The organism is Shinella sp. WSJ-2 (assembly GCF_003432075.1).
In the GTDB taxonomy this organism is placed as follows: Bacteria; Pseudomonadota; Alphaproteobacteria; order Rhizobiales; family Rhizobiaceae; genus Shinella.
Genome location: NZ_QWBU01000011.1, coordinates 93,230 through 114,649 on the forward strand (window position 1 = coordinate 93,230; position 21,420 = coordinate 114,649).

At 60.7% G+C, this 21,420-nt stretch carries 25 protein-coding genes; 15 read left to right on the top strand and 10 right to left on the bottom strand.

All coding sequences use genetic code 11. The features are described 5' to 3' along the window. Positions 1-6 precede the first annotated feature (6 nt). Complete coding sequence (locus tag D0Y60_RS20215; protein ID WP_117371756.1) at positions 7-816, top strand: Ku protein; 810 nt, start codon at positions 7-9, stop codon at positions 814-816. 55 nt (positions 817-871) lie between these two features. Beyond that, positions 872-1,930 carry a non-homologous end-joining DNA ligase gene (ligD, locus tag D0Y60_RS20220; RefSeq protein ID WP_117371757.1) on the top strand — a complete coding sequence of 353 codons (1,059 nt, stop codon included), beginning with the start codon at positions 872-874 and terminating at the stop codon, positions 1,928-1,930. Here ligD (D0Y60_RS20220) and D0Y60_RS20225 read toward each other — a convergent pair whose 3' ends face one another. The 3 genes from D0Y60_RS20225 to D0Y60_RS20235 are packed head-to-tail and all read right to left on the bottom strand — an operon-like array spanning position 1,931 to position 5,371. Beyond that, complete coding sequence (locus D0Y60_RS20225; RefSeq protein WP_117371758.1) at positions 1,931-2,314, bottom strand: DUF4112 domain-containing protein; 384 nt, start codon at positions 2,312-2,314, stop codon at positions 1,931-1,933. It lies immediately after the preceding gene. A 37-nt stretch (positions 2,315-2,351) separates the two neighbouring features. Beyond that, entirely contained in the window at positions 2,352-4,991 is a 2,640-nt protein-coding gene (ligD, locus tag D0Y60_RS20230; protein ID WP_117371759.1) for a DNA ligase D, read from the bottom strand. A gap of 8 nt (positions 4,992-4,999) precedes the next feature. Continuing rightward, the gene (locus D0Y60_RS20235; protein WP_117371760.1) at positions 5,000-5,371 is read right to left on the bottom strand and encodes a hypothetical protein; all 372 of its coding nucleotides are present in this window, start codon (positions 5,369-5,371) and stop codon (positions 5,000-5,002) included. Between the two features lie 157 nt (positions 5,372-5,528). Between D0Y60_RS20235 and D0Y60_RS20240 the strand changes: the two genes are divergently transcribed. Then, complete coding sequence (locus D0Y60_RS20240) at positions 5,529-5,732, top strand: cold-shock protein (protein ID WP_117371761.1); 204 nt, start codon at positions 5,529-5,531, stop codon at positions 5,730-5,732. 122 nt (positions 5,733-5,854) lie between these two features. On the opposite strand, the gene D0Y60_RS20245 is transcribed toward D0Y60_RS20240, so the two are convergent. Continuing rightward, on the bottom strand, positions 5,855-6,133 hold the full coding sequence (locus tag D0Y60_RS20245; RefSeq protein ID WP_117371762.1) for an HU family DNA-binding protein: 279 nt from the start codon (positions 6,131-6,133) through the stop codon (positions 5,855-5,857). Between the two features lie 274 nt (positions 6,134-6,407). On the opposite strand from D0Y60_RS20245, the gene D0Y60_RS20250 reads away from it, so the two are divergent. Beyond that, complete coding sequence (locus D0Y60_RS20250; RefSeq protein ID WP_117371763.1) at positions 6,408-6,713, top strand: hypothetical protein; 306 nt, start codon at positions 6,408-6,410, stop codon at positions 6,711-6,713. A 99-nt stretch (positions 6,714-6,812) separates the two neighbouring features. Here D0Y60_RS20250 and D0Y60_RS20255 read toward each other — a convergent pair whose 3' ends face one another. The 4 genes from D0Y60_RS20255 to D0Y60_RS20270 all read right to left on the bottom strand — a co-directional run bounded on the left by D0Y60_RS20255 (position 6,813) and on the right by D0Y60_RS20270 (position 9,045). Further along, positions 6,813-7,061 carry a hypothetical protein gene (locus D0Y60_RS20255; protein ID WP_147324546.1) on the bottom strand — a complete coding sequence of 83 codons (249 nt, stop codon included), beginning with the start codon at positions 7,059-7,061 and terminating at the stop codon, positions 6,813-6,815. A gap of 412 nt (positions 7,062-7,473) precedes the next feature. Beyond that, positions 7,474-7,704, bottom strand: a complete 231-nt coding sequence (locus D0Y60_RS24795; protein WP_158565530.1) for a hypothetical protein — start codon at positions 7,702-7,704, stop codon at positions 7,474-7,476. Between the two features lie 409 nt (positions 7,705-8,113). Continuing rightward, on the bottom strand, positions 8,114-8,707 hold the full coding sequence (locus D0Y60_RS20265; RefSeq protein WP_117371783.1) for a general stress protein: 594 nt from the start codon (positions 8,705-8,707) through the stop codon (positions 8,114-8,116). Between the two features lie 20 nt (positions 8,708-8,727). Further along, complete coding sequence (locus D0Y60_RS20270; RefSeq protein ID WP_117371784.1) at positions 8,728-9,045, bottom strand: PepSY domain-containing protein; 318 nt, start codon at positions 9,043-9,045, stop codon at positions 8,728-8,730. Positions 9,046-9,379: 334 nt separating this feature from the next. Between D0Y60_RS20270 and D0Y60_RS25250 the strand changes: the two genes are divergently transcribed. The 11 genes from D0Y60_RS25250 to D0Y60_RS20320 all read left to right on the top strand — a co-directional run bounded on the left by D0Y60_RS25250 (position 9,380) and on the right by D0Y60_RS20320 (position 17,713). Beyond that, positions 9,380-9,775, top strand: a complete 396-nt coding sequence (locus D0Y60_RS25250) for a pyridoxamine 5'-phosphate oxidase family protein (RefSeq protein ID WP_281048164.1) — start codon at positions 9,380-9,382, stop codon at positions 9,773-9,775. Then, entirely contained in the window at positions 9,690-9,890 is a 201-nt protein-coding gene (locus D0Y60_RS25255; protein ID WP_281048167.1) for a pyridoxamine 5'-phosphate oxidase family protein, read from the top strand. The genes D0Y60_RS25250 and D0Y60_RS25255 overlap by 86 nt, the downstream gene beginning before the upstream one ends. Positions 9,891-10,524: 634 nt before the next feature. After that, positions 10,525-12,183: a cytochrome-c oxidase, cbb3-type subunit I gene (ccoN, locus tag D0Y60_RS20280; RefSeq protein ID WP_117371765.1), complete on the top strand. Its 1,659-nt coding sequence runs from the start codon at positions 10,525-10,527 to the stop codon at positions 12,181-12,183. A gap of 3 nt (positions 12,184-12,186) precedes the next feature. Next, positions 12,187-12,939, top strand: a complete 753-nt coding sequence (gene ccoO, locus D0Y60_RS20285; RefSeq protein WP_117371766.1) for a cytochrome-c oxidase, cbb3-type subunit II — start codon at positions 12,187-12,189, stop codon at positions 12,937-12,939. Positions 12,940-12,948: 9 nt separating this feature from the next. Continuing rightward, on the top strand, positions 12,949-13,119 hold the full coding sequence (locus D0Y60_RS20290) for a CcoQ/FixQ family Cbb3-type cytochrome c oxidase assembly chaperone (RefSeq protein WP_117371767.1): 171 nt from the start codon (positions 12,949-12,951) through the stop codon (positions 13,117-13,119). Next, entirely contained in the window at positions 13,110-13,991 is an 882-nt protein-coding gene (gene ccoP / locus D0Y60_RS20295) for a cytochrome-c oxidase, cbb3-type subunit III (protein WP_117371768.1), read from the top strand. Before D0Y60_RS20290 ends, ccoP begins: the two co-directional genes overlap by 10 nt. Continuing rightward, complete coding sequence (locus D0Y60_RS20300; protein ID WP_117371769.1) at positions 13,992-14,189, top strand: hypothetical protein; 198 nt, start codon at positions 13,992-13,994, stop codon at positions 14,187-14,189. Between the two features lie 15 nt (positions 14,190-14,204). Then, complete coding sequence (locus D0Y60_RS20305; protein WP_117371770.1) at positions 14,205-15,011, top strand: DUF2189 domain-containing protein; 807 nt, start codon at positions 14,205-14,207, stop codon at positions 15,009-15,011. A 5-nt stretch (positions 15,012-15,016) separates the two neighbouring features. Then, entirely contained in the window at positions 15,017-17,257 is a 2,241-nt protein-coding gene (locus D0Y60_RS20310; RefSeq protein ID WP_117371771.1) for a heavy metal translocating P-type ATPase, read from the top strand. Positions 17,258-17,292: 35 nt separating this feature from the next. Further along, positions 17,293-17,415, top strand: coding sequence for a cbb3-type cytochrome oxidase assembly protein CcoS (gene ccoS / locus D0Y60_RS20315; RefSeq protein ID WP_348627866.1), 123 nt, complete (start codon positions 17,293-17,295; stop codon positions 17,413-17,415). Continuing rightward, positions 17,384-17,713, top strand: a complete 330-nt coding sequence (locus D0Y60_RS20320) for a hypothetical protein (RefSeq protein WP_245409250.1) — start codon at positions 17,384-17,386, stop codon at positions 17,711-17,713. Before ccoS ends, D0Y60_RS20320 begins: the two co-directional genes overlap by 32 nt. Before the next feature lie 253 nt (positions 17,714-17,966). Here the strand turns inward: D0Y60_RS20320 and D0Y60_RS20325 are convergent, their stop codons facing one another. Further along, positions 17,967-18,134 carry a hypothetical protein gene (locus D0Y60_RS20325; RefSeq protein ID WP_245409251.1) on the bottom strand — a complete coding sequence of 56 codons (168 nt, stop codon included), beginning with the start codon at positions 18,132-18,134 and terminating at the stop codon, positions 17,967-17,969. Between the two features lie 271 nt (positions 18,135-18,405). Continuing rightward, entirely contained in the window at positions 18,406-20,163 is a 1,758-nt protein-coding gene (locus D0Y60_RS20330; RefSeq protein ID WP_117371774.1) for a cache domain-containing protein, read from the bottom strand. Positions 20,164-21,420: the final 1,257 nt, after the last annotated feature.

Genomic DNA, 21,420 nt, shown 5'->3' on the forward strand with positions numbered 1-21,420 from the left:
GAGCCCATGGCACCGCGCCCCTATTGGAAAGGCTATCTGAAGCTTTCCCTCGTCACCTGCCCCGTCTCAATGTCGCCGGCAACCTCAGAGTCTGAAAAGGTCCGGTTTCACACCTTGAACCGCGAGACCGGGAACCGCGTCGTCTCGCAATATGTCGACGCCGTCACGCGCAAGCCCGTCAAGGATGAGGACGAGGTGAAGGGCTATGCACGGGGCGAGAACGACTATGTCCTGCTTACCGACGACGAGCTGGATGCGGTGGCGCTCGACACGGTGAAGACGATCGACATCGACAAGTTCGTGCCGCGCGACAGCATCGAATGGATCTATCTGGAAAAGCCGCATTATCTCGTGCCCGATGATCCGGTCGGTCATGAGGCCTTCGCGGTTATCCGCGACGCCATGGCGTCGGATAAGGTGTTTGGCGTCTCACGCCTGGTCATCGGCCGGCGCGAGCGGGCCGTCGTGATCGAGCCGCGCGGCGAAGGCATCGTGCTGTGGTCATTGCGCTTCGGCGACGAAGTGCGGCCGGAGGAATCCTATTTCGAGGATATCGACGGAAAGTCCGATCCCGACCTCGTTCCTCTCGTCCAGAAGTTCATCAAGCAGCACACGAAAACCTGGTCGCCGGACATGGTCTCAGATCCCGTTCAGGACGCGCTGCTCGACATCATCGCCAAAAAGAAGAAGGCGCTAAAGCCGTCGAGGAAAGGCAAGGCCAAAGGTGAAGACCGGCCATCAGGCGGCAACGTCATCGATATCATGGACGCGCTGCGTAAGAGCCTCGCCGGCGAAAAAGGCAAGCGCGCCTCCTGAAATCGTCACATGGGTCGCCTATGTTTGTTTCCTCTCGCACGCGTGATGGATCTCCATGAAAGTGAAGCGCCGAACGGCCATCCCCCTGCTCGACGACTCCGGCACGGCGCTGCAGTCGCGCCCGGTGCGAAAACGCAATCCTGAGCAACCGAGTCTGCCGTTCGATCCGATGCCTGATCGCGTCGAGCCATGCCTTGCGTTGCTCCGGCCGGCGCCGCCCGAGGGACCGGAGTGGCTGTTCGAGAATAAATGGGATGGTTATCGCCTGGCGATCCACATCGAGCCGAAAGGGGTGCGGATCATCACCCGCGGCGGCCATGACTGGACCCGCCGGTTTCCAACCATCGCTGAAGCGGCAAAGAAGCTCGGCGTCGGGACCGCCATTCTCGATGGAGAGGCCGTGGTCCTCAACAAGCAAGGGCACGCCGATTTCGGGGCGTTGCAGCGTTCGCTTGGCGGCCGCGGGGGCAAGCGCGCGTCGACGGAAGCGGTCTTTTTCGCCTTCGACCTTCTTTATTTCGACGGCCACGATCTTACCAAGACGGAGCTCGACGTCCGGCGGCATCTCCTCTCGGATTTCCTCGACGGAGCCACCGGCGCGGTGCAGCTGTCGGAGGAAGCCCATGGCGACGGCGCAGAACTGTTGGCGAAGGCCTGCTCGATGGGCCTCGAAGGCATCATCGCTAAGCATCGCGACCGGCCCTACCGCTCCGGCCGCACCGGCGACTGGATCAAGATCAAGTGCGTCCAGAGCGAAAGCTTTATGATCGTCGGCTACGAGCAATCCGCCGCGGCGCGCGGCGGGATCGGCAGCTTGCTGCTCGCGGCTCGGCGCGGCGACACCTGGGTGTCGGTCGGCTCGGTCGGAACGGGCTTCAAGACGAAGGACGCCGAATATCTGCGCAAGACGCTGGACAAGCTGAAGACGAAGAAACCGGCTATGCCGCTGAAGGGCAAGAACTACGTGTTCGCGCGACCGACGCTCATCGCAGAGATCGAATTCCGCGGCTGGACCGACGACGGCAATCTGCGCCACGCCTCCTACAAGGGCCTGCGCGAAGTCCAGGACAATGCCGCGGTCTTCGATATGGAAACATTGGCCGGCGGCGAGTGACTATCTTTGCCGGTCGAGGTCGGCATGGTCGAGGCCGAAGTGATCCAACACCACCTGTAGATTGCGGCGGTTTGACTTGAAATAAACGTCGAAGACGTCGCCCAGCACCGGCACGCTGCCCGCGACCGTATCGAAGCCGACATTGACCAGCATCTTGACGAGCTTGTCGTTCGGCATACCGAGACGGCGGGCCTCGTTGACGATAACGAGGCTGACAGCCGCCGCCGCGAAATCGCCGATGCCCGGGATCAGGCCGAGAACAGAGTCCGCACCGAGCGAAATCCGCGTGCCGGGAACCCGTAGCGCAGTATCCATCAGTCGCGCCAGCCCGCGAATTCGCCGGAGGCGCGCCAGGTGCTCAATGGGAAGGTCGTGTTTCTTCATTCTTTCTATGTGGTTTCGACGCTCACCCGTTCAAAGGTCATGCGGCCGTCTTGTGTTTGCCGAGACGCTTGATCGCCTGTTCCAGCGGGCGCTGGCCGTCGGAGTAATCCTCCCAGGCACTCGTCTTCCCCAGCAGCGCCGGCACGGTGCGGATCGTGAACCGCTTCGGATCGAGATCGGATTTGACCTGCGTCCAGGTGAGCGGCATCGAGACGGTGGCGCCGGGCCGCGCCCTGGGTGACAGCGGCGCCACCGCAGTCGCCATGCGGTCATTCCGCAGATAGTCGAGGAAAATGCGACCTTCTCGCAGACTCTTGGTCATCTTGATGAGGTAAAGGTCCGGGTTGTCACGCGCCATCTCCTGGCAGACGTCGTGAGCAAAGCCCTTGGCCTCGGCCCACGAGAGCGGCTTGCGTGCGTTGACCGCGAGCGGCGTCACGACATGCAGCCCCTTCCCGCCGGTCGTCTTGCAGAAACAGATAAGGCCGAGGTCGTCGAGCCGGTCACGCATTTCGCGCGCGGCCGCGACCACGGCCGAGAACGGCACGTCCGGGCCGGGGTCGAGGTCGAACACAAGGCGGCCGGGTACTTCGGGTTTCCCTAGTTGGCAATTCCACGGATGCAACTCTATGCCGCCGATCTGGGCGATGGCGACGAGGCCCTCGACCCGGTCGACCTGTAGGTACGGCTTCTTGTCGCCGAAGACTTTGACCAGTTCCAGCAGGTTCGAGGTGCCCGGCATGGCGTGGCGCTGGAAGAACTGTTCGCCACCGATGCCATCCGGCGCGCGGATGATCGAACACGGCCGCCCCTTCACATGCTCGATGAGCCAGGCGCCGACCGCTTCGTGATAGTGGGCCAGCTCTTCCTTGGTGACGGGCTTGCCGTCGCCGGCGTCCGGCCACAAAGGCTTGTCGGGATTGGAGATGAGCACGCCCATGACCTCCGCCTTCGCCCCTTTACGGCGCGCGGGCTTCGCCTCCACGGCCGCGGCTGGCTCCGGGATTTCCGTCTTTGCCGGCGAGGCAGGCTTCTCGGCTTCGACCTCCGCGGCGGGCTTGTCTTCCCGCAGGCCCTTGAAGGCCGCTTGGCGGACCAGACCGTCGGCCGTCCAACCGGCAAACTCGATCTCCGCGACCAGTTCGGGTTTCAGCCAGACGACTTCCTTCTCCTTCTTCGGCGCGCCTATCCCCGTGAACGGGGATTTGTCTGCCTGGGCGGCTTTGAGCCTGGACAGCAGCGTCTCGACCTTCTTGGCGCCATAGCCGGTGCCGACGCGGCCGACATAGACGAAATGCTCGCCCCTGTTAACGCCGACCAGCAGGGAGCGAAATTTGCCGTTCGTCTTGGCATAGCCGCCGATAACGACTTCGTGCCCCGCGCGGCATTTCGATTTCGCCCACGTGTCAGTACGCCCCGAACGATACGGTGCATCCGCCTGTTTCGAGACGATGCCTTCGAGCGAGAGCTTGCAGGCGGAGCGAAGAACCGCGTCGCCGCCGGTCTCGAAATGCTCGACAAAGCGCAGATGCGGATCCTCGGTCGCGTCCGCAACCAGTTCCTGCAGTCGCGCTTTCCGCTCTACCAGAGACTTCTCGCGCAGGTTTTCCCCTCCATCGAACAGGAGGTCGAATGCGAAATAGACCAGGTTGCCGGTGTTGCGCTCCGACAGCGCTGCCTGCAATGCGGCAAAGTCCGGGGCGCCGTTGTCGTCGAGCGCGCAAATCTCGCCGTCGATGATGCAATCCGGAAGCACCGCGGCAGCCTTCGCGATCTCGGGGTATTTGGCGGTCCAATCGAGCCCCTTCCGCGTTTTCAACGTGACATCACCATTTGCAACCCGCATCTGAATTCGATAGCCGTCGAATTTGATCTCGTGCAGCCACTTGTCGCCGGCCGGCGGGCGTTCGAGCGTTTCGCAGAGCTGCGGAGGAACGAAGTCCGGCATGTCTGCGGCCGTCGATGTCGCGACGTGCTTGCGGGCCTTCTTCTTGCGCTCGTCAGCCGCAAGGCCGTGTTTGCTGTCCCAGACAGCATCGGCCTCGACGGCGCCGCTGGCTGTCATAAACGCTGTCGGCTTCCGCCCCTTGCCGGCGGCAATCTGTTCCATCTTCCGGCCGGATGCGACCGAGGTCAGGTTCTCCTCTAGGATGGCCGCGCCGTTCTCATCGACGGAATGCTCGTCGTGGTGCTTGATCAGCAGCCAGTTGGTCCGCTTGCCGCCATCGCGATCATTGCGCATGCGCACCAGAACGAAGCTGCCATGCAAGCGCTTGCCATGGAGCACGAATTTGAAATCCCCCTTCTTCAGAGCCTCTTCCGGAGACTTGTTGCCTTCAGGCTCCCAGTAGCCGCGATCCCACAGCATGACCGTGCCGCCGCCGTATTGGCCTTTTGGAATGGTCCCCTCGAAGTCGCCGTAGTCTAGCGGATGATCCTCGACTTCGACGGCCAGCCGCTTGTCATGCGGATCAAGCGATGGCCCCTTGGTCACAGCCCAGGATTTGAACACGCCGTCGAGTTCGAGGCGGAGATCGTAATGCAGGCGCGTGGCATCATGCTTCTGAATGATAAAGCGCAGCCGGTTCGAGGATTTGACGGCCGCCGAGCCACTCGGCTCCTGCGTCTGATTGAAGTCCCGCTTCTTCTTGTAGGTCGAGAGCTTGTCAGCTGCCATGACCGACCTCACCAGATCCTGCGGTCGATCTGCGAGGCGATCATCGGCACGGCGGCCGCGCCGGGCGCGCCGAGACGGAGACGCTGCACGAGCCGACCGAGGAGATAGGTCGTGGCGGCCGTGGCGAGGACCCTGAGCCATGGATGTATGTCGCCTCGAGAAGGCCGCGCATCCATCCCCTCGGTCTGTGTTCGGATTGCGGTCAGCCGAGCGCGGAGATCGGCGACGTCCTGCCGAAGCGCCGCGATCTGCTGCTCGGGCGAGAGTGGCTTTTCTTTCTCGATTGCCGGGTCTTCAGCAGGGCATTCTTCCTCAAGTTCGGCGAGGTGCTCACGCAACTGAGCCGGACTGTCGAAACCCTTCACTCTTATGTCGGTCATAGGCGGTGTCTCCTTGGCGCGACGTAAACGCGATGCCGTGGAAAACCCGCCCGCACGACGGTTGTTCCGTGCGCGCACAATCCGCCCGGTTGCGAGGCTCATGGGAGACGGATAGGGTCGATTGCGGCACCCCCGCCGCTCAGTTCACGAGGGTCACATGGCAACCGGCTCCGTCAAGCTTTTCAACCAGGACAAGGGCTTCGGCTTCATCACGCCGGAGAATGGTGGGACCGATGTCTTCGTCCACGTCTCCGCCGTGCAATCGGGCGGCCCGCTCCGCGACGGGACGAAGGTCAGCTACGATGTCGGACAGGATCACAAGTCCGGCAAGTCCAAGGCGGAAAACGTCCGCGCGATCTGAGCCGGAAGGGATCGGGCATGGTCGATGCGCCGCGACTTCGTCAGCCGCGGCGCATTTCATTCGAGAGGGCAGGATTTGGGATCCGGGCGCCGCTGCCCGAGGACACAAAATCCCAGCCTTCGCTATTTGTTGAGAGCGACCTTCAACGACTTTGCCGGTGTGAACGTCACCTTTTTCCCCGCAGCCACCTTGATCATGGCCCCGGTCGCGGGATTGCGGGCTTCGCGCGCTGGGGTGTCCTTTACTTTGAACTTTCCGAAGCCGGGAAGCGACGTTTCTGCGCCTGCGACAGCGGCAGCAGTAATCTCGGCAAGCACGGCTTCGACAATTGTCTTGCTCTGAGCCTTGGTCAATCCATGGTCGGCCGCAATCTTGTCGGCAATCTCGTTGGTGGTCGTCATAGTATCCTCCTCGTTTGGGCGCTAAATCCTCCGCTGACTCTTTCCCGCTGTCATCCCGCAGGGCGCGACGCGGCGCGGGGTTTCGCGCTTGTCCACAGCATAGATCGAGCAAGCAAGCCGCATCGGACCGGCAAACCTGCATTGGCAATTGACTTCCTGCTCCAGCGCACCAGATCACCGCCGTTCATCCGACTCAAGCGGATGGGGCGGGAAGATCCGGGACAGCCTCCGCTGCTCCGGATCTCCGCAGATCGATAAGCAAGCAGGAAACGAAATGCCCCTGATACGGAAAACCGGTACCGCTGTCCCGAAGGAACTCGGCCTATTCTTTCCGATGTTGACGCCGGAAGACACAACAATCGATGTTTTCGTCTATGCCAGCGCACTACAAAGCCTCGACTCCGATCCGGTTGGCCCGGTCGGACTGCTCAAGCGCCACCGCACGCTTCTGGAAGCCATCGCCAGCGAAAAATACGATCGAACAGGTGCTGGCGGCGACGGTATCCTCCAAATCACCATAGACGATCTTCTGGCAGGGCAGGCTGGGAACGAGGTAATCGGCCGCCACGGAGACACCTGACAGTCTTGGCCCAAGATCGGGATCATCGGCCTTACGAACCAGATCCCGGACTGGAGTGTTCATTGCCCTGCGCTTCGATGGCCGCTTGTATCTCCCGGATCATCTTCGCGGCTTCCAGCGAAGCGCCTTGATCTCGTCGTCGTGCAGATGCATGGGCAGTTCGCCGGCGTTAACGAGATCCATGGCGGCCGTTTCCCGCAGGCGCGCCGACTCCCCGAGGACCTGCCAACCCTCCCTTATCGTGACATACGCACGGCCGAGCGGCCGGAGCTTTTCCCCCTCCGGCAGAGAATGCATGTGGTGCGCTGCTTTCGTCAGCTCTAAAACAAGGTCTGAGATCGTATTCACCTGCCACCTCAAGAACAATGCGCACACGCTTTAGATGGTTCGGTTTGAGGTTACCGCTCGGAATGAGCATAACAAGTGCCGACAGACTGGGATCAGCGCCCCGATCGACGACAACAGGCTCCGATAACACCAGGCAACGGCACGGCCCCCAAAGGACGAGGTTTGGTTGGGCGCGTCTCCCCACCTGCCCCCCCAATGACAAACCGACCGGTGGAACGTCTTCTTTACGGTCAATCGATATCGTTCGACGGTTGCATCCTGAAAGTGGTTTCGTTCGGAGCAGGAATGCTTGCCGCAGAGTTAAAAGCATCTCTTGAAGCCTGCCCGACTGCGGCATTGATCCTCAATGCCGCTGGCATGATTGTATTCGCGAATGCCGGGGCCAATCGGCTGTTTTCTCCCCACGGTGACATTATCGGTTCAGCTGCAAGGCGCTTTCTCCATGACTGGCCTTTGCCGTCGCATCAGCAGCGACTGCAATGCGCGGACGGTCTAGCGCCAGTATGCTGCCGACGGCAGCGAGCGCCATGTTCCGATCTATGTCCGGCTTCTTCACGATGGGGGCAGACGCCAGCTTCTCCTGACCATCGCCGATGTCAGCGACCGAATTGCTGCGGAAGGCGAAGTCAACCGACTTGCTCACCACGACATTCTCACGGGCCTGCCTAACCGGATGCAATTCTACAAGGCTCTGAGCGCGTCCTCAAATCCAATGATGGGAAAGGCGTTTTGCTCGAACACCAGACGGCGCGTGACAGCACGACGGGACCACCAGAGGCAATGGGCCGCAGAGGAGCCTACATGGCCGACACGATCGGCGCCGACGCATGAGATTGCCATGATCGTGGATGTGACACGGCAAGTTTTGTCTAAAACGAACTGGCGGGAGCCTGGCACCGCCGGACGAACCAGCACATTCATTGCCTGTAGAGTAGGTCCGCCCCGGCGGAAGGCTCCCCCGGGCGAAGGGCTCATTGGGCGAGCGAGCCTGTTCCCCCCGGCAAGCGGCTGGCCGGCGGCCGAGGAGTTCCCGGCCGCCGCCCCTCGAACCCTTATCGGCGGTAGCGAAGCCTCTCCTGGTCGATCTCGGCCGGGCCGTAGGGATCGAGCGTATCGTCGAAACGGGTCCAGCCCTGCTCGACATAGGCTGCACGGCGAACGTCGGGGTCGACCCAGTTCGATTGGCGCAGGATCGCTTCCGCATCGGCATAGAGACTGTCCTCGACGCGCGCCGTGACCAGCGTGCCGCCGCGGCGAACACCCTCGGCATAGACATGAGCATGTTCTTCAGAGACGCCGGATTCGGTCATTGCACCGATCAGGCCGCCTGCCGCACCGCCCGCGACAGCGCCGGCCGCAGCGCCCGCCGCGGTGGCAGCAAGCCAGCCGGCTGCGACAACGGGGCCTAGGCCGGGGATCGCCATGATGCCAAGGCCCGTTAGAAGGCCGCCGACACCACCGACGGCGGCGCCGATGCCAGCGCCAGTACCAGCGCCTTCCGCGGCATTGCTGTCCTTGGTGTAGCGGTCGTCAGCATTGTTCGAGACGATACTGATGTCGTCGGACGGCACGCCGCGCGCTTCAAGAGCGTTCACCGCTGCGCTCGCATCCGAATAGTCGTCGAAAAGTCCGGTTACGGTCTTCATGGTCATTTCCTCCGATTGCATCAGTTGGCGACGATGTTGCCCTGGTAGTCGAGCGCGACGTTGACGGACTTGCCGTCCTTCATTGCTGTACCGCGCCAGACGCCCTTGTCGTCTAGTTTCAGGCTGGCGACGTCCATGTAGCCCGCCTCGATGAGGCGCTCTTTCGCCTGGTCTTCGGTGAAGCTGTTAGCGCCTTCGACGGGCGCCGTCGCGTTCTTGGTATCGGACGTGGCGACAGCCGGGGTATCGCCGTCGGTGGCCGGCGTGGTGGAGGTCTGGGCATAAGCGCCAAAGGTCGATGCGCCGACGAGCGCGGCGGCAAACAGAAGCTTTTTCATGATGTTATCCTCGTTTTCAGCTAAATAGGCTCCGCCGAAAAACTCAATCGGCAGCACTAAGTTCCACGCGTGTTCACGTAATTTGCGAAAGCCTTTGGAGGACGAATGATGTCATGACGACCTTCAACCACGCGGACATTTCTCGCTTGGTCGTCGTGCCGTCAGGAAGGTGCCTATCGCGCCACAGTTCACTGCGCGACGTGCAGTCGCCCGGACACAGATTGCGACGAATTACGTTCCCGCATTCATGCCCGCGCGAGCGCATTTCTCTGAGATACGGAACGTCACCCGACCGGTGAGACTTCAGGTCCGCAAACCCAAACGAGGATTTATCATGCCGCAGCACAAGGAACAGAAATCCGACCTCTCGCGGGAGGAAGCCATCGACCGCATCTGGCAGCTTGCCGAGGACATAGACATGTGCATGTTCGTAACCTGGGACGGGGAATATACGCGCGCCCGACCTCTCTCAGCCCGCGTCCATCGCAACGAGAATGCGATCTTCTTTCTGGTCAATGCCGAAAGCGCCAAGAACGGCCAGCTTGAGCGCTTCCCGAAGGTGACGATGGCATGGAGCAACAACAGTAAGCTACAAGTACGTGACCATATCTGGCCATGCGAAGGTCACCAACGACCGCTCCAAGATCGAGCAACTTTGGGAGAAAACCGACGAGGCCTGGTGGGACAGCGCCCAGGATCCCGAAATCCGTCTGATAACGGTTGCTCCTGACGAAGCCGAGCTATGGGACAGTCCCGGCAAAATGGTTGCGGTGGCAAAAATGGTGATGTCCGCAATCACCGGCGCCAAACCCGACGTCGGCGATAACGCAAAGGTAGAACTCTAGGCTTTTTGTCGTCGCAGAGCGCAGTCGCCGGCCGTCGCGATCGGCCTCTCGCGAGCGCGGCGGCAATGTGAATGAAGAGTCACACTTGCCCACTGTCCCACCGAAGATAGCTTTTCGATCGAATTGCCGTCCCGTATTCCATCGAGCACATCCTAATATTCTCAGGATGGGTGAAATTGGCAAATGGCATGCTCGTCACCTCGACAGGCGGACGCCCGATCAATTCGCACATGCGGCATTTCCTCGGATAGTACGACGAACGACATCGCCTATAGCACTCCCAATCGGTGTATGGTCGAACGCAAAGTCGAACAACACATCCCTTGTTTCCGAACTCTCGAATCCCATCGCCAACTCGTGGTTCCTTGTCCCCGTTCACGGTGGAATTAACGTTCGACTGAAGTGATCTACAAATCAAGATATGGAAACTGTCCGAACCCTGACAAACGCACTCGCTCTGAAGGGCGTGAAAAGTTCCGGCTCCACGTCCTCGAATTTGCTATTTATCAAGCCTGTCGATTCTTTTGCGCCTAATCGAAATTTTTTACTGCTTTCACCCTTGAATTTGGCGCGTCGCGTGCAAGTTCCTAGACAAGAGGCTGGGCGAGACGCTGCTGGAGGGGAGAAACCGACAATGGGGCAACTCACGACGGGCGAGCGGGATTTCGGTGCGATCATCCTGATCGTCCTTGCGATCATCGGCATCGCGATGGCGGCTGCAGGGCGCGCCGATGTCCTCGGCATTCACGGCGCGATGGTCCTCCTCTACAGTCTGGCACTGCTTTTTGTTCTTTTCTCCGGAGCCTTCGGAACTTCGCCAAGCCCCGCCCGCCTCACCCGCTACTATGACGATCCGATCAAGGTCGGCGTGGGGCTGACGTTGTTCTGGGCGATCTTCGGCATGTTCATCGGCGTGTGGGCTGCCGCGCAGCTCGCGTGGCCAAGCCTCAACTTCGATACGTCCTGGGCGAGCTTCGGCCGAATCCGCCCGGCGCACACGTCAGGCGTCATTTTCGGGTTCGGCGGCAATGCGCTGATCACCACCTCGTTCCATGTCGTGCAGCGCACCTCTCGCGCCCGCCTTGCCGACCAGCTTTCGCCCTGGATCGTGCTGTTCGGCTTCAACCTTTTCTGTCTCATCGCGATTTCCGGCTATTTCCTCGGCGTCACCCAGTCCAAGGAATATGCCGAGGCCGAATGGTATGCCGATATCTGGCTGGTCATCGTCTGGGTGACCTATTTCGTGCTCTACGTGCGCACGCTTGCCCGGCGCAAAGAGCCGCACATCTATGTGGCCAATTGGTACTACTTGGCCTTCATCCTCGTCGTGGCCATCCTGCACATCGTCAACAACCTCGCAGTTCCCCTCTCCTTCGCCCACGCCAAAAGTTACACCGTCTGGGCGGGCGTGCAGGATTCAATGGTGCAATGGTGGTACGGGCATAACGCCGTCGCCTTCTTCCTCACCGCCGGCTTCCTGGCCATGCTCTACTACTACCTGCCCAAGCGTGCGGAGCGGCCGATCTTCTCCTACCGGCTGTCGATCCTTAGCTTCTGGGGCATTACCTTCTTCTATATGTGGGCAGGCTCTCACCACCTGCACTACACCGCCCTGCCCCACTGGGTGCAGAATCTCGGCATGACCTTTTCCGTGATGTTGCTCGTGCCCTCCTGGGCATCTGCCGGCAACGCGCTGCTGACCCTCAACGGGGCCTGGCACAAAGTGCGCGACGACGCGACATTGCGCTTCATCATGATGGCGGCGTTCTTCTATGGGCTGTCGACCTTCGAAGGCTCGTTCCTCGCGATCCGCCCGGTCAACGCGCTCTCTCATTATACGGATTGGACTGTGGGCCACGTCCATGCCGGCGCGCTCGGTTGGGTCGCGATGATCACCTTCGGCTCGCTCTATACGCTGGTGCCGGCAATCTGGAAGCGCGAGCGGATGTATTCGGCGGTTTTGGTCGAGGTGCACTTCTGGCTCGCACTTGCCGGAACGCTCATCTACGTCTTCGCAATGTGGAATTCTGGCATCATCCAGGGCCTCATGTGGCGGACCTACTCCCCTGACAACACGCTCGTCTATTCCTTCGTGGATACGCTGCTGGCAATGTATCCCTACTATATCGCGCGCGCCTTCGGCGGCCTTCTCTTCCTCATCGGAGCGATCGTCGCGGCCTATAACATCTGGATGACCGTGCGTAGCTCCGCCACCGCGACGCTTCCGCTCGATGAGGATCTGCCTGTCGACGAGAAGCCGATCGGTGGCGCAACACCCACGCCTGCGGAGTAGCCGATGCCGGAACTGATGCACAGGAAACTGGAACGCTCCGCTACGGGCTTCATGCTGGCCATCATCGCTGCCGCCAGCGTCGGCGGCATCGTCGAGATCGCTCCGCTCTTCACCATCCACGATACGGTCGAGATCGTTTCCGACATGCGGCTCTATACGCCGCTGGAACTGGCCGGGCGTGACATCTACGTGCGCGAGGGCTGTTACGCCTGCCATTCTCAGATGATTCGCACCCTGCGCGACGAGGTGGAGCGGTACGGCCCCTATTCGCTGGCCGTCGAATCCCAATACGACCATCCGATGCTGTGGGGATCGAAGCGCACTGGCCCTGACCTTGCCCGCATCGGCGGCAAATATTCGGATTTCTGGCACGTCGCCCATCTGAACAATCCCCGCGACGTGGTGCCGGAATCCAATATGCCCTCCTATCGCTGGCTGGGGACGACCCCGCTAAAGCTTGCCGATTTGCCGCTCGCTCTTCGCGCACAGCGGTCCGTCGGCGTGCCTTATACCGACGAGATGATCGAGAACGCCGCGCGCGACGCCTATGGCCAGGCTATACCTGACAGCGAACAGGCCTCGGGCGTGACCGAACGATACGGCGAGGCTACGCAGGTCTCGGCCTTCGACGGCGTGACGACCAACGTGACGGAGATGGACGCGCTCGTCGCCTATCTCCAGGTGCTCGGCCAGCTCACCCGCGCGGCCTACGAGAACACCGCCGCACCTGAACAGATGCCGGACCCGGACAATTGAGGTGACGAGATGGCGTTGACCCATGAGACACTGCTCGAAGGCTCGAAGATGTGGGGGCTCTTCTACCTGATCGGTTTTTCGATCTGCGTGCTGATCTACACCTTCCTGCCCTCCAACCGGGAGCGCTTCGAGCGGGCGGAGCGGGAGATTTTCGACGAGGACGATGGCCCATGGAAGTGAAAGAGGTCGATCCCGTCAGCGGCCGCAAGACGACGGGCCATATCTGGAACGGTATCCGGGAACTCGATACGCCCATTCCGCGCGGCGTGCTGCTCTTCCTGATCGTCACGCACATCTTCGCCGTGCTTTGGTGGGTACTGATGCCGACCTGGCCTCTGGGCACGACCTACACCAAGGGCGTGCTCGGCGAGAACCAGAAAACCACTGTGGAAGCCTCGATCAAGGAGGGTGCAGGCGCGCGGACGCCATGGACATCCCGCATCGAAAACCTGTCCTTTGACGAAATCCGCGCCGACGAGCGGCTGATGGAGACGGTGCGCACCAACGGCCACCAGCTCTTCGGCGACAATTGCGCCGCCTGCCACGGCCGCGACGGCAAGGGCCGCGAGAACTATCCCGACCTCACCGACGACGACTGGATCTGGGGCGGCGGGCCGGAAGCCATCGCCCAGACCCTAACGGTGGGCGTCAATTCCCGCCATGCGGAGAGTCGCGTCGGCCAGATGCCCGCCTTCGGGCGCGACGAGATGCTCGACGCCAAGCAAGTCGTGGACGTTGCCACCTATGTCAGTTCGCTGAGCGACCCCGCCGTTTCCACCGCCGAGAACGTCGACCAGATCGACCGTGGGCGCGATGTCTTCCAGACGACCTGCATCGCCTGTCATGGCGAGAATGCCAAGGGCAATCCAGAACTCGGCGCGCCCAACCTCACGGACAACAGGTGGATCTATGGCGGCAGCCTGCAGCGCATCATCGCGACCATCCATGGCGGTCGGCAGGGCCATATGCCGACCTGGGACGAGCGGCTGACGCCGGTAGAGATCAAGGTTCTGGCGCTCTATGTCGACGATCTCGGGAAGAGGACACCATAGATGACGAATGCTGCGCCCGCCCCCGCAAGACGGCTTCATCTCCTCTGGATTTTGACAGCGGCGGCGATGATCGTATTCGTGGGCGCCAATGCCCATCTCGTCTACGTCGCCGTCTCCAGCGAGACGGGATGCGTAGCGCATCTGAAAGACAAGAGCGGAACGCCGGGCGGATATCGCGCGGCTAAGTCCGCATGCTGACGGAGAGACGGTGAGATGGTCGCGAGGCAACAGACACCCGAACTCATATCCGAGGTATCGGATATCGAGGAGACCCGCAACGAGCGCTGGAAGCGCCACCTTTCCGCGCGGGCGCCCTTGCAGTGGCTCGCCAGGGGTTGGCGCGACCTGTGGACAAGCCCCGTGCCGAGCCTCCTCTACGGTCTCGCGGTCTTCGTCGCCTCAATCGTCTTCATCGTTTACATGTTCGATACGGGACGAGACTATTTCCTGTTCCCGGCACTGGCAGGCTTTCTGATCGTGGGCCCGCTCGTCGCCGCCGGCCTCTATCTCAAGAGCCGCGACCTCGAGGCCGGGGCACGGCCGACGCTGCGCTCCATGCTCGCCGTACAGCCGATGGCGGGTGCGCAGGTGTTTTTTACCGGCATGTTGCTCACCATGCTGATGCTCCTGTGGATGCGCGCAGCCGTTCTGGTTTATGCGCTGTTCTTCGGCGTCCGTCCCTTCCCTGGGCTCGACCACATCGCCGACATGCTCTTCACCACGCCGACAGGTTGGGCGATGCTGGTCGTCGGCAGCCTGATCGGTGCGCTCTTTGCCGGGTTCGCATTCGCCGTCAGCGTCTTCTCCATTCCCATGCTGCTCGACCGTCGCGTCGATGCATTGACCGCCATGGGCGTCAGCACGGCATTGGTATGGAACAATCTCTCCCCAATGCTGGCCTGGGGCGCCATCGTGCTCGGTCTGTTCCTCCTCTCCGTCGCGACCGGGCTTCTCGGCCTGATCGTGGTCTTCCCCTGGCTAGGGCACGCCACTTGGCATGCCTATAGAGAGATGCGGTAGCCACCATGTCCTGCTGCTCCGCCGAGATCGGACTGGATATCTCGCTGTCGCGCGCCGGATGCTCTGCCGACGAACTTGCGATTGCCAGCAGGGATCTGGGCAACGGCCTGCGGCAGAGTGTGCTCTCAATCCCCACCATGCATTGCGCTGCCTGCATTGGCGCGGTGGAGAGCATCCTCGCCGAGGTGCCAGGAGTGGAGCGGGCACGTGCCAATCTCTCGCTACGCCGCGTCACGATCGACTGGCGGCGACACCGAGAAATCCCGCCGGACCTTCTCGGAGCACTTGCGTCCATCGGATACCAGGCCGATCTTCCGACAGCCGAGATCGATGGCGAGGATAAGGTTTTTGCAGGACTGGTGCGTGCGCTCGCCGTGGCCGGCTTCTGCTCCATGAACATCATGCTGCTGTCCGTTTCCGTCTGGTCGGGGGCGGACACGGAGACCCGACAAGCATTCCATGCGATCTCTGCACTGCTTGCGCTGCCGGCGGTTTTCTATTCCGGCGCTGGTTTTTATCGCTCCGCCTGGCAGGCGCTTTCCCATCGCCGAACCAATATGGACGTACCAATATCGGTCGGCATCCTCCTTACTTTCGCGCTCAGTCTCTACGACACCATCACTGACGCTCCCCATGCATATTTCGAGGCCGCCACGTCGCTGATCTTCGTCCTCCTGATCGGCCGAGTGCTCGACCGTGCGATGCGCCAGAAGGCGCGCTCTGCCGTCGCCGCCCTGACGCGGCTTATACCGCGCGGCGCGAGCGTAGTGCAGCCTGATGGTCGACTGGACTACGTGGAGCTGGCAGAAATTAAGGCCGGAATGCGCCTCGCCATTGCGACCGGGGAGCGTGTACCGACCGACGGTGTGGTTAAGGACGGCAGCGCCGAGCTCGACGCCGCCCTCATCACCGGCGAGAGCCTTTGGCGCAGCGTCCGCGCCGGAGGAAGCGTGCGCGCGGGCGAACTGAACCTCGGCAACCCCTTCGTGCTTCGCGCCACCGCGGCGCCGGCGGATTCCACGGTCGCTGAGATGACGCGAATGATCGAAGCGGCCGAGAACGGCCGCTCGCGCTTTCGCCGGCTCGCCGACCGCGCGGCGAGCCTCTACGCTCCCGTCGTCCATAGCCTCGCCGCACTCGCCTTCGTCGCCTGGTTCCTTGCGACCGGCAATTTGCACGCTGCCCTGACAGTCGCGGTCGCTGTTCTCATTATCACCTGCCCCTGCGCACTCGGCCTCGCCGTCCCCATGGTCCAGGTCATGCTCGCCCGCCGCCTTTTCGAGCGCGGTGTAATGGCGACCGACGGCTCCGCTTTCGAACGCCTGCGCGAGATCGACACCGTCGTCTTTGACAAGACGGGAACGCTGACGACCGGGATGCCGCGGTTGGCCAACCTCGCCGCGATCGCTCCGGAAGCGCTCGGCCTCGCCGCCGGCCTGGCGCACAGCTCCAGCCATCCGGTGGCCCACGCGATTGCCGCCGCGGCTAACTCCAGGGGCGCTCGGCCCGCCTTCGCCGATATCCGGGAAGAGGCGGGGGTGGGGCTGGAAGGCCGCCTTGGAGACGATCTTTACCGGCTTGGCCGAGCGGAATGGGCGCTGTCGGAACAGGATATGTCGGCAACGACGGTGCTTTCGAAGAACGGAGAGGCTGTTGCGCATTTCCACTTCAGCGAAGATATCCGCTGCGGCGCAAGAGACCTTGTCCGCACGCTCAAGGACCGGCGCCTCGACGTGATCCTCCTTTCCGGCGATAGTCGACACGCTGTCGAGACGGTTGCTGGCGCACTGGGCATCGCCGACCGGCGCGCTCGGCTCCTGCCGGCAGAAAAGGTTCAAGCCGTAAAGGATTTGCAGGCGGCTGGGCGGAGGGTTTTAATGATCGGCGACGGAATCAATGACGCACCGGCATTACGAGCCGCGGACGCATCCATGGCGCCGACGTCCGCGAGTGACGTCGGCCGCAGCGCCGCGGACTTCGTTTTTCTCGGCAATGATCTTCGCGTGGTGACGGATTTGTTCGACAGCGTGGAAAGGGCGGCGCGACTCATTCGGCAGAATTTCGCGCTCGCATTCGGTTACAACGCCGTCGCCTTGCCCATCGCCATTGCAGGATATGTAACGCCGTTAATTGCAGCACTCGCAATGTCCAGCTCGTCGGTGCTCGTCGTTGTGAACGCCCTGCGACTAAGAATGAAAACGCGTCCAGAAAATGTTGAATTTAGCGTCGCGGACAGTGCCATATGACAGCTCTACTCCTCCTGGTCCCATTATCTTTGATCATGGGGGCTGCTGGTGTCGGCGCGTTCCTCTGGTCCCTGCAGACAAGACAGTATGAGGATCTAGATGGAGCGTCTGCCAGGATCTTGCTTGATGATGAAGACGAAAGCCGCATTGGTCATTGATAAAGAAGAAGTTCGACGATGGAGGATGAAGATGAGCCACGAAAACCCGCGTCCGATCACGCGTCCCGACGTTAAGAGGGTCATCGATCCCTCAGATGCTGTCACCGGACTTGGTTTCGTGCTAGGCGTCGTTGGCGCGATACTCGGGGTCATTGCATCTGTCATTGTGGCTCCGAGTTTCGACGCTGCAATCGTATTTTACTGCCTGATTGGCGCTCTCGCCGGTGGATCAGCGGGCGTGGTAACCGGTGGTGCGATCGGAGCGGCGCTTTCGGTTGCGCGCGGCAAGCGACGGTGAGGGTCGATATATCTAGCACCGCCGACTTAGGGCCGAAGTTCTTGGTCTTAGTATGTTAGCCTGCATTTCATGCCAAATATCCACTGCTCTTTGAGGAGGAGCCACGTGTCTTCATTTACGAAACTTTTGCTGGCCCGCGTGGCGAACGAACATAGCAATGGGAAGACGCCTCTTGAGACGCTCCTGGTATTAAGGGAAATGATTGAAAATCAAGCTCGCGCAGACGAGCGACGCGGCGGCTCTGACGCCGTTTCTAATTTTTCCAACGGCGTAACCGGGCACGGTTAGCATCCGCCTCGGCTTTGGTGGCCATGAAAGCATCGAGCTCGTCGCGATCGGGGCCGAAGCGGCGGTGGTAATCGGCCGCTTCGTCGAGGGGCAGTGAGTAGCGATCGGCAAACTCGTCGACGGAATAGATCAACCTTGCATGTCCCATAGTGGAACCGGCCCTTTGTCTCATAAATGGTGGAACGTGCGGCGTGTCAGCCTTGTCCGCCATATGTGGACCGTATGAGCCTTGTTCAAGAGTGGAATCAACCCGGAAAGCGCGATACGGCTTCACCTCAGCATATAAAGCGCTGCACTACAAATGACGGCGGCGAGTGCCACGGTAAATGCTCTGAGTTTGAGGTGCTGGCCTGCTCGTTTTCCCGTCCAGTCGTATTCCATGAAGAACTCCTTGAGAAAGCTCTTCATAGAGGCTTTGGCTTGTCCTGAGCTTTAGAACACAATCGCGGACTAACCGCCTTAGACGCAAAAACCAGAATGAAGCGCAATCCTTCGGTAAGATAGTCGATCCTCATCTTCGTCGTGCTTTCCGTGGGCAAGGCATTGCGGATGAGCTTCGAGCCGAAACCTTCTTCCGCCGGCGGGACGACGGGCGGGCCGCCGCGCTCGTGCCAGGTAAACACCGCGTTGTCCCGCGTCACCTGCCACCCGATGTCGATATGACCGGTTTCATTCGAAAGGGCCCCGTACTTGATGGCGTTCGTCATTAGCTCATGAATGACAAGGGAAAGACCGAGCGCCATTTCCGGCGAGATCTCTAGAGGCGGTCCGTCGGCGTGGCATCGTTCATCGGCGAGGTCGGCGTACGGTTGGAGAGCCTTGGTGACGAGGGTTTTGAGATCCGTGCTATGGCCCGCACCCGAAAGCATCAGGTCATAGGCGCCACTCAGCGCCTTCACGCGCTCATAGAACGTCTCAGCGGCCGCGCGTTGTTCGCGAAACGTCTGGCGGGCTAGCGCCGAGATGATCGTCAGGGTGTTTTTGACGCGGTGGGCCAGTTCGCGGGCAAGCAAAGCGCGTTTCTGGTCGGTTTCCTCGAGTGCAAGGCTCTGCTGGTTGATCTGATCGAGAAGTGTGTCCAAGGAGCGCCCGAGGACGTCCAGTTCGAAGGTGCCCGACATGCCCGTCCGTGCCGCGAGATCGCCCGTGCGCCGGCGCTCGAGTGCGCCCATGATACGGTCAATCGGGAGCAGAATGAAGTATTTGCCCACCCAGTGCGCGGCAAAAATTGCAATCAGCGTGCTCATGAGTAGGGTCAAAGCCCCTACCCAAGTCGCGCGATTAATCTCAGCGAAGGCCTCCTTTGTGGAAAGTCCCGCGCTCACGTAAAGCGGCCTCGAGGGTGTGATAGGTTCGTAGCCGAGGATCCGTTCCGTGCCGTCCTGGCTGACAACTTCGATCGTCCCAGCAGACTTGGCCGTCAGCAATGCACGAAACTGCTCCGGAATGCGCGTTCCAACGAACCGCTCCGGGAAGGGAACGCGTGCCAAGATGGTGCCATTCTGGTCTGCAATCGTGACGGCGCCCCCCTTTTGCACACCACGGTCGTTAATACGCTGCTGCAACCAGGGAAGGCGTATCCCCGTGCCGAGGAGAGCAACGACCTTGTCATCGCGCCGGATTGGCATGGCGATGGGCAGGACTGCCGCGCCCGTCAGTTTGCTGATTGTATAGTCGCCGACAACCAGATCGTCCGCTTGAAGAGCTTTCTGGAAATAGGATCTGTCGGAAAAATCCGTTCCGGCCGCGTGTCCCTGGCTGTCACAGACGAGTTTACCCTGGCTATCGATCAGCAGGATGGCGCCGGTTTGGTCAATCCGGCTCGCGACGCTGTTCAGCGTATCGGTACACCCGTTACCGCTCAGATTATTGACCGAAGGGATCGCCGCGACCGCGATGAGAAGGCTACGGGCGCCTTCGAGGATACGTTCGATCTCGGAGGAGGCCAGGCGCGCGGAAGCCGCCGCCTGAATGCTCAGCTCCTCGTAGCGTTTGTACCGCGTCGCGACTTCGTTATAGATCAACAACCCTAACGTCGGCACGAGGGCAGCCGCCGCTACTGCGAATAATCGCTTCTTCATGCCCGTCTGACCCCAAAGCGATTTGAGTAAGCCAAAGCAATAACTTAGGGAGCGCTCAACTGCAATATGCAGGGATTGCATGAGGTTTCGGGATTGCTTGATGAGTGCGGCAATAGGAAGCCGGGGCGCGCTACGACACAATGCCCCGGCTGTGTCGCGACGTGAGAAGGTTGGGGAACCGACCGCGACAGTTTTGAAATAGTGGCGCCTGATAGGGCTTCAAGAGCCAGAAATGGAAAAGCCGGGGCGCTCACACAAACGTCCCGGCTCTCGTGACGGCTGGCTGGTTGGGAAAAGAAAGCCGCAACATATGAGAGATAGATCGCTATGAAACCGCGACAAGACGGGGCAACGACAAAGGTGCGCGATCGCACAAACAATCTTGCGCCTTCCCCGGATAGCCACAAGACTGTCCAAATGCGAACATAAGAACCCGTTCCGCCCCGTCAAGCCATTCCCAAGGAGAGGCCAAGAACGAACGCACAGGCCGCCGGTTTCAAGAAAAACAAAAAGGAACCCGGCTTTGCCTAAAGCCGGGTTGGAAGTCTGACTGCGGTTCCATGTACATAAAAAGCATAACCCGCGTCACCGCTTGCGTTCAAGCTTCTTCTGAAAAAGAGTTCGCGCAACTTCCTCGACAATCTGGCGGTGGCGTCGGGGATTGTACGACCCGTCCGGAAACGTCTCGACGAGATATCGAGAAAACGGGTAGCGCGCCTCAGGGTCGAACCACGACTGCGACGCGATTTCTTCAAAAACGCATTCGATCGAACTGAGGTCGTCGCCTTCGGAACTGTCGTTTGTCAAACTCGATAAGCCCCCGCATTTTGTTACTAAAAATGTAGCGTGATCGCAAGTCCGCTGACTACATCCGCGAACAGAACACAATAAGAATGTAGAGCGCGGTCGAAACCTGACTGGTTAGCTATGAATGCGGCAGCGATGTGCTCATGTCGGGCATTCTTCTGCCCAAACTTTGGCCTGGTGTCTTATGCTAATCATGCAGCCACACCGTTCCGGTTGACCGCAGACAGTTTACTACCGAGCCAGGCGACCCTCTCGGTGCGGACCCCATTGCTGGTTCATGGCGTGTGTCGAGCTGGATGCTGATCGTGAAAAAGGATGTCTGAAATACCATGGTGCAAGGCGGTTCGATAATTTTCGCCGCGTTCTGTCAGGCGGTAGGTCCATTTGCCAATAATCTTCCCTGAATGTTGATTGCCACTGAGAACTGACCCGGCATTTCCACCGAGAATTGACCCGCCTATTAGATGTCGTTCGGGTCGGTGGTTGCGGTCAAGCTCTTCCTTTTCTCCTTCGTCGTTTTGGGCTCATGAG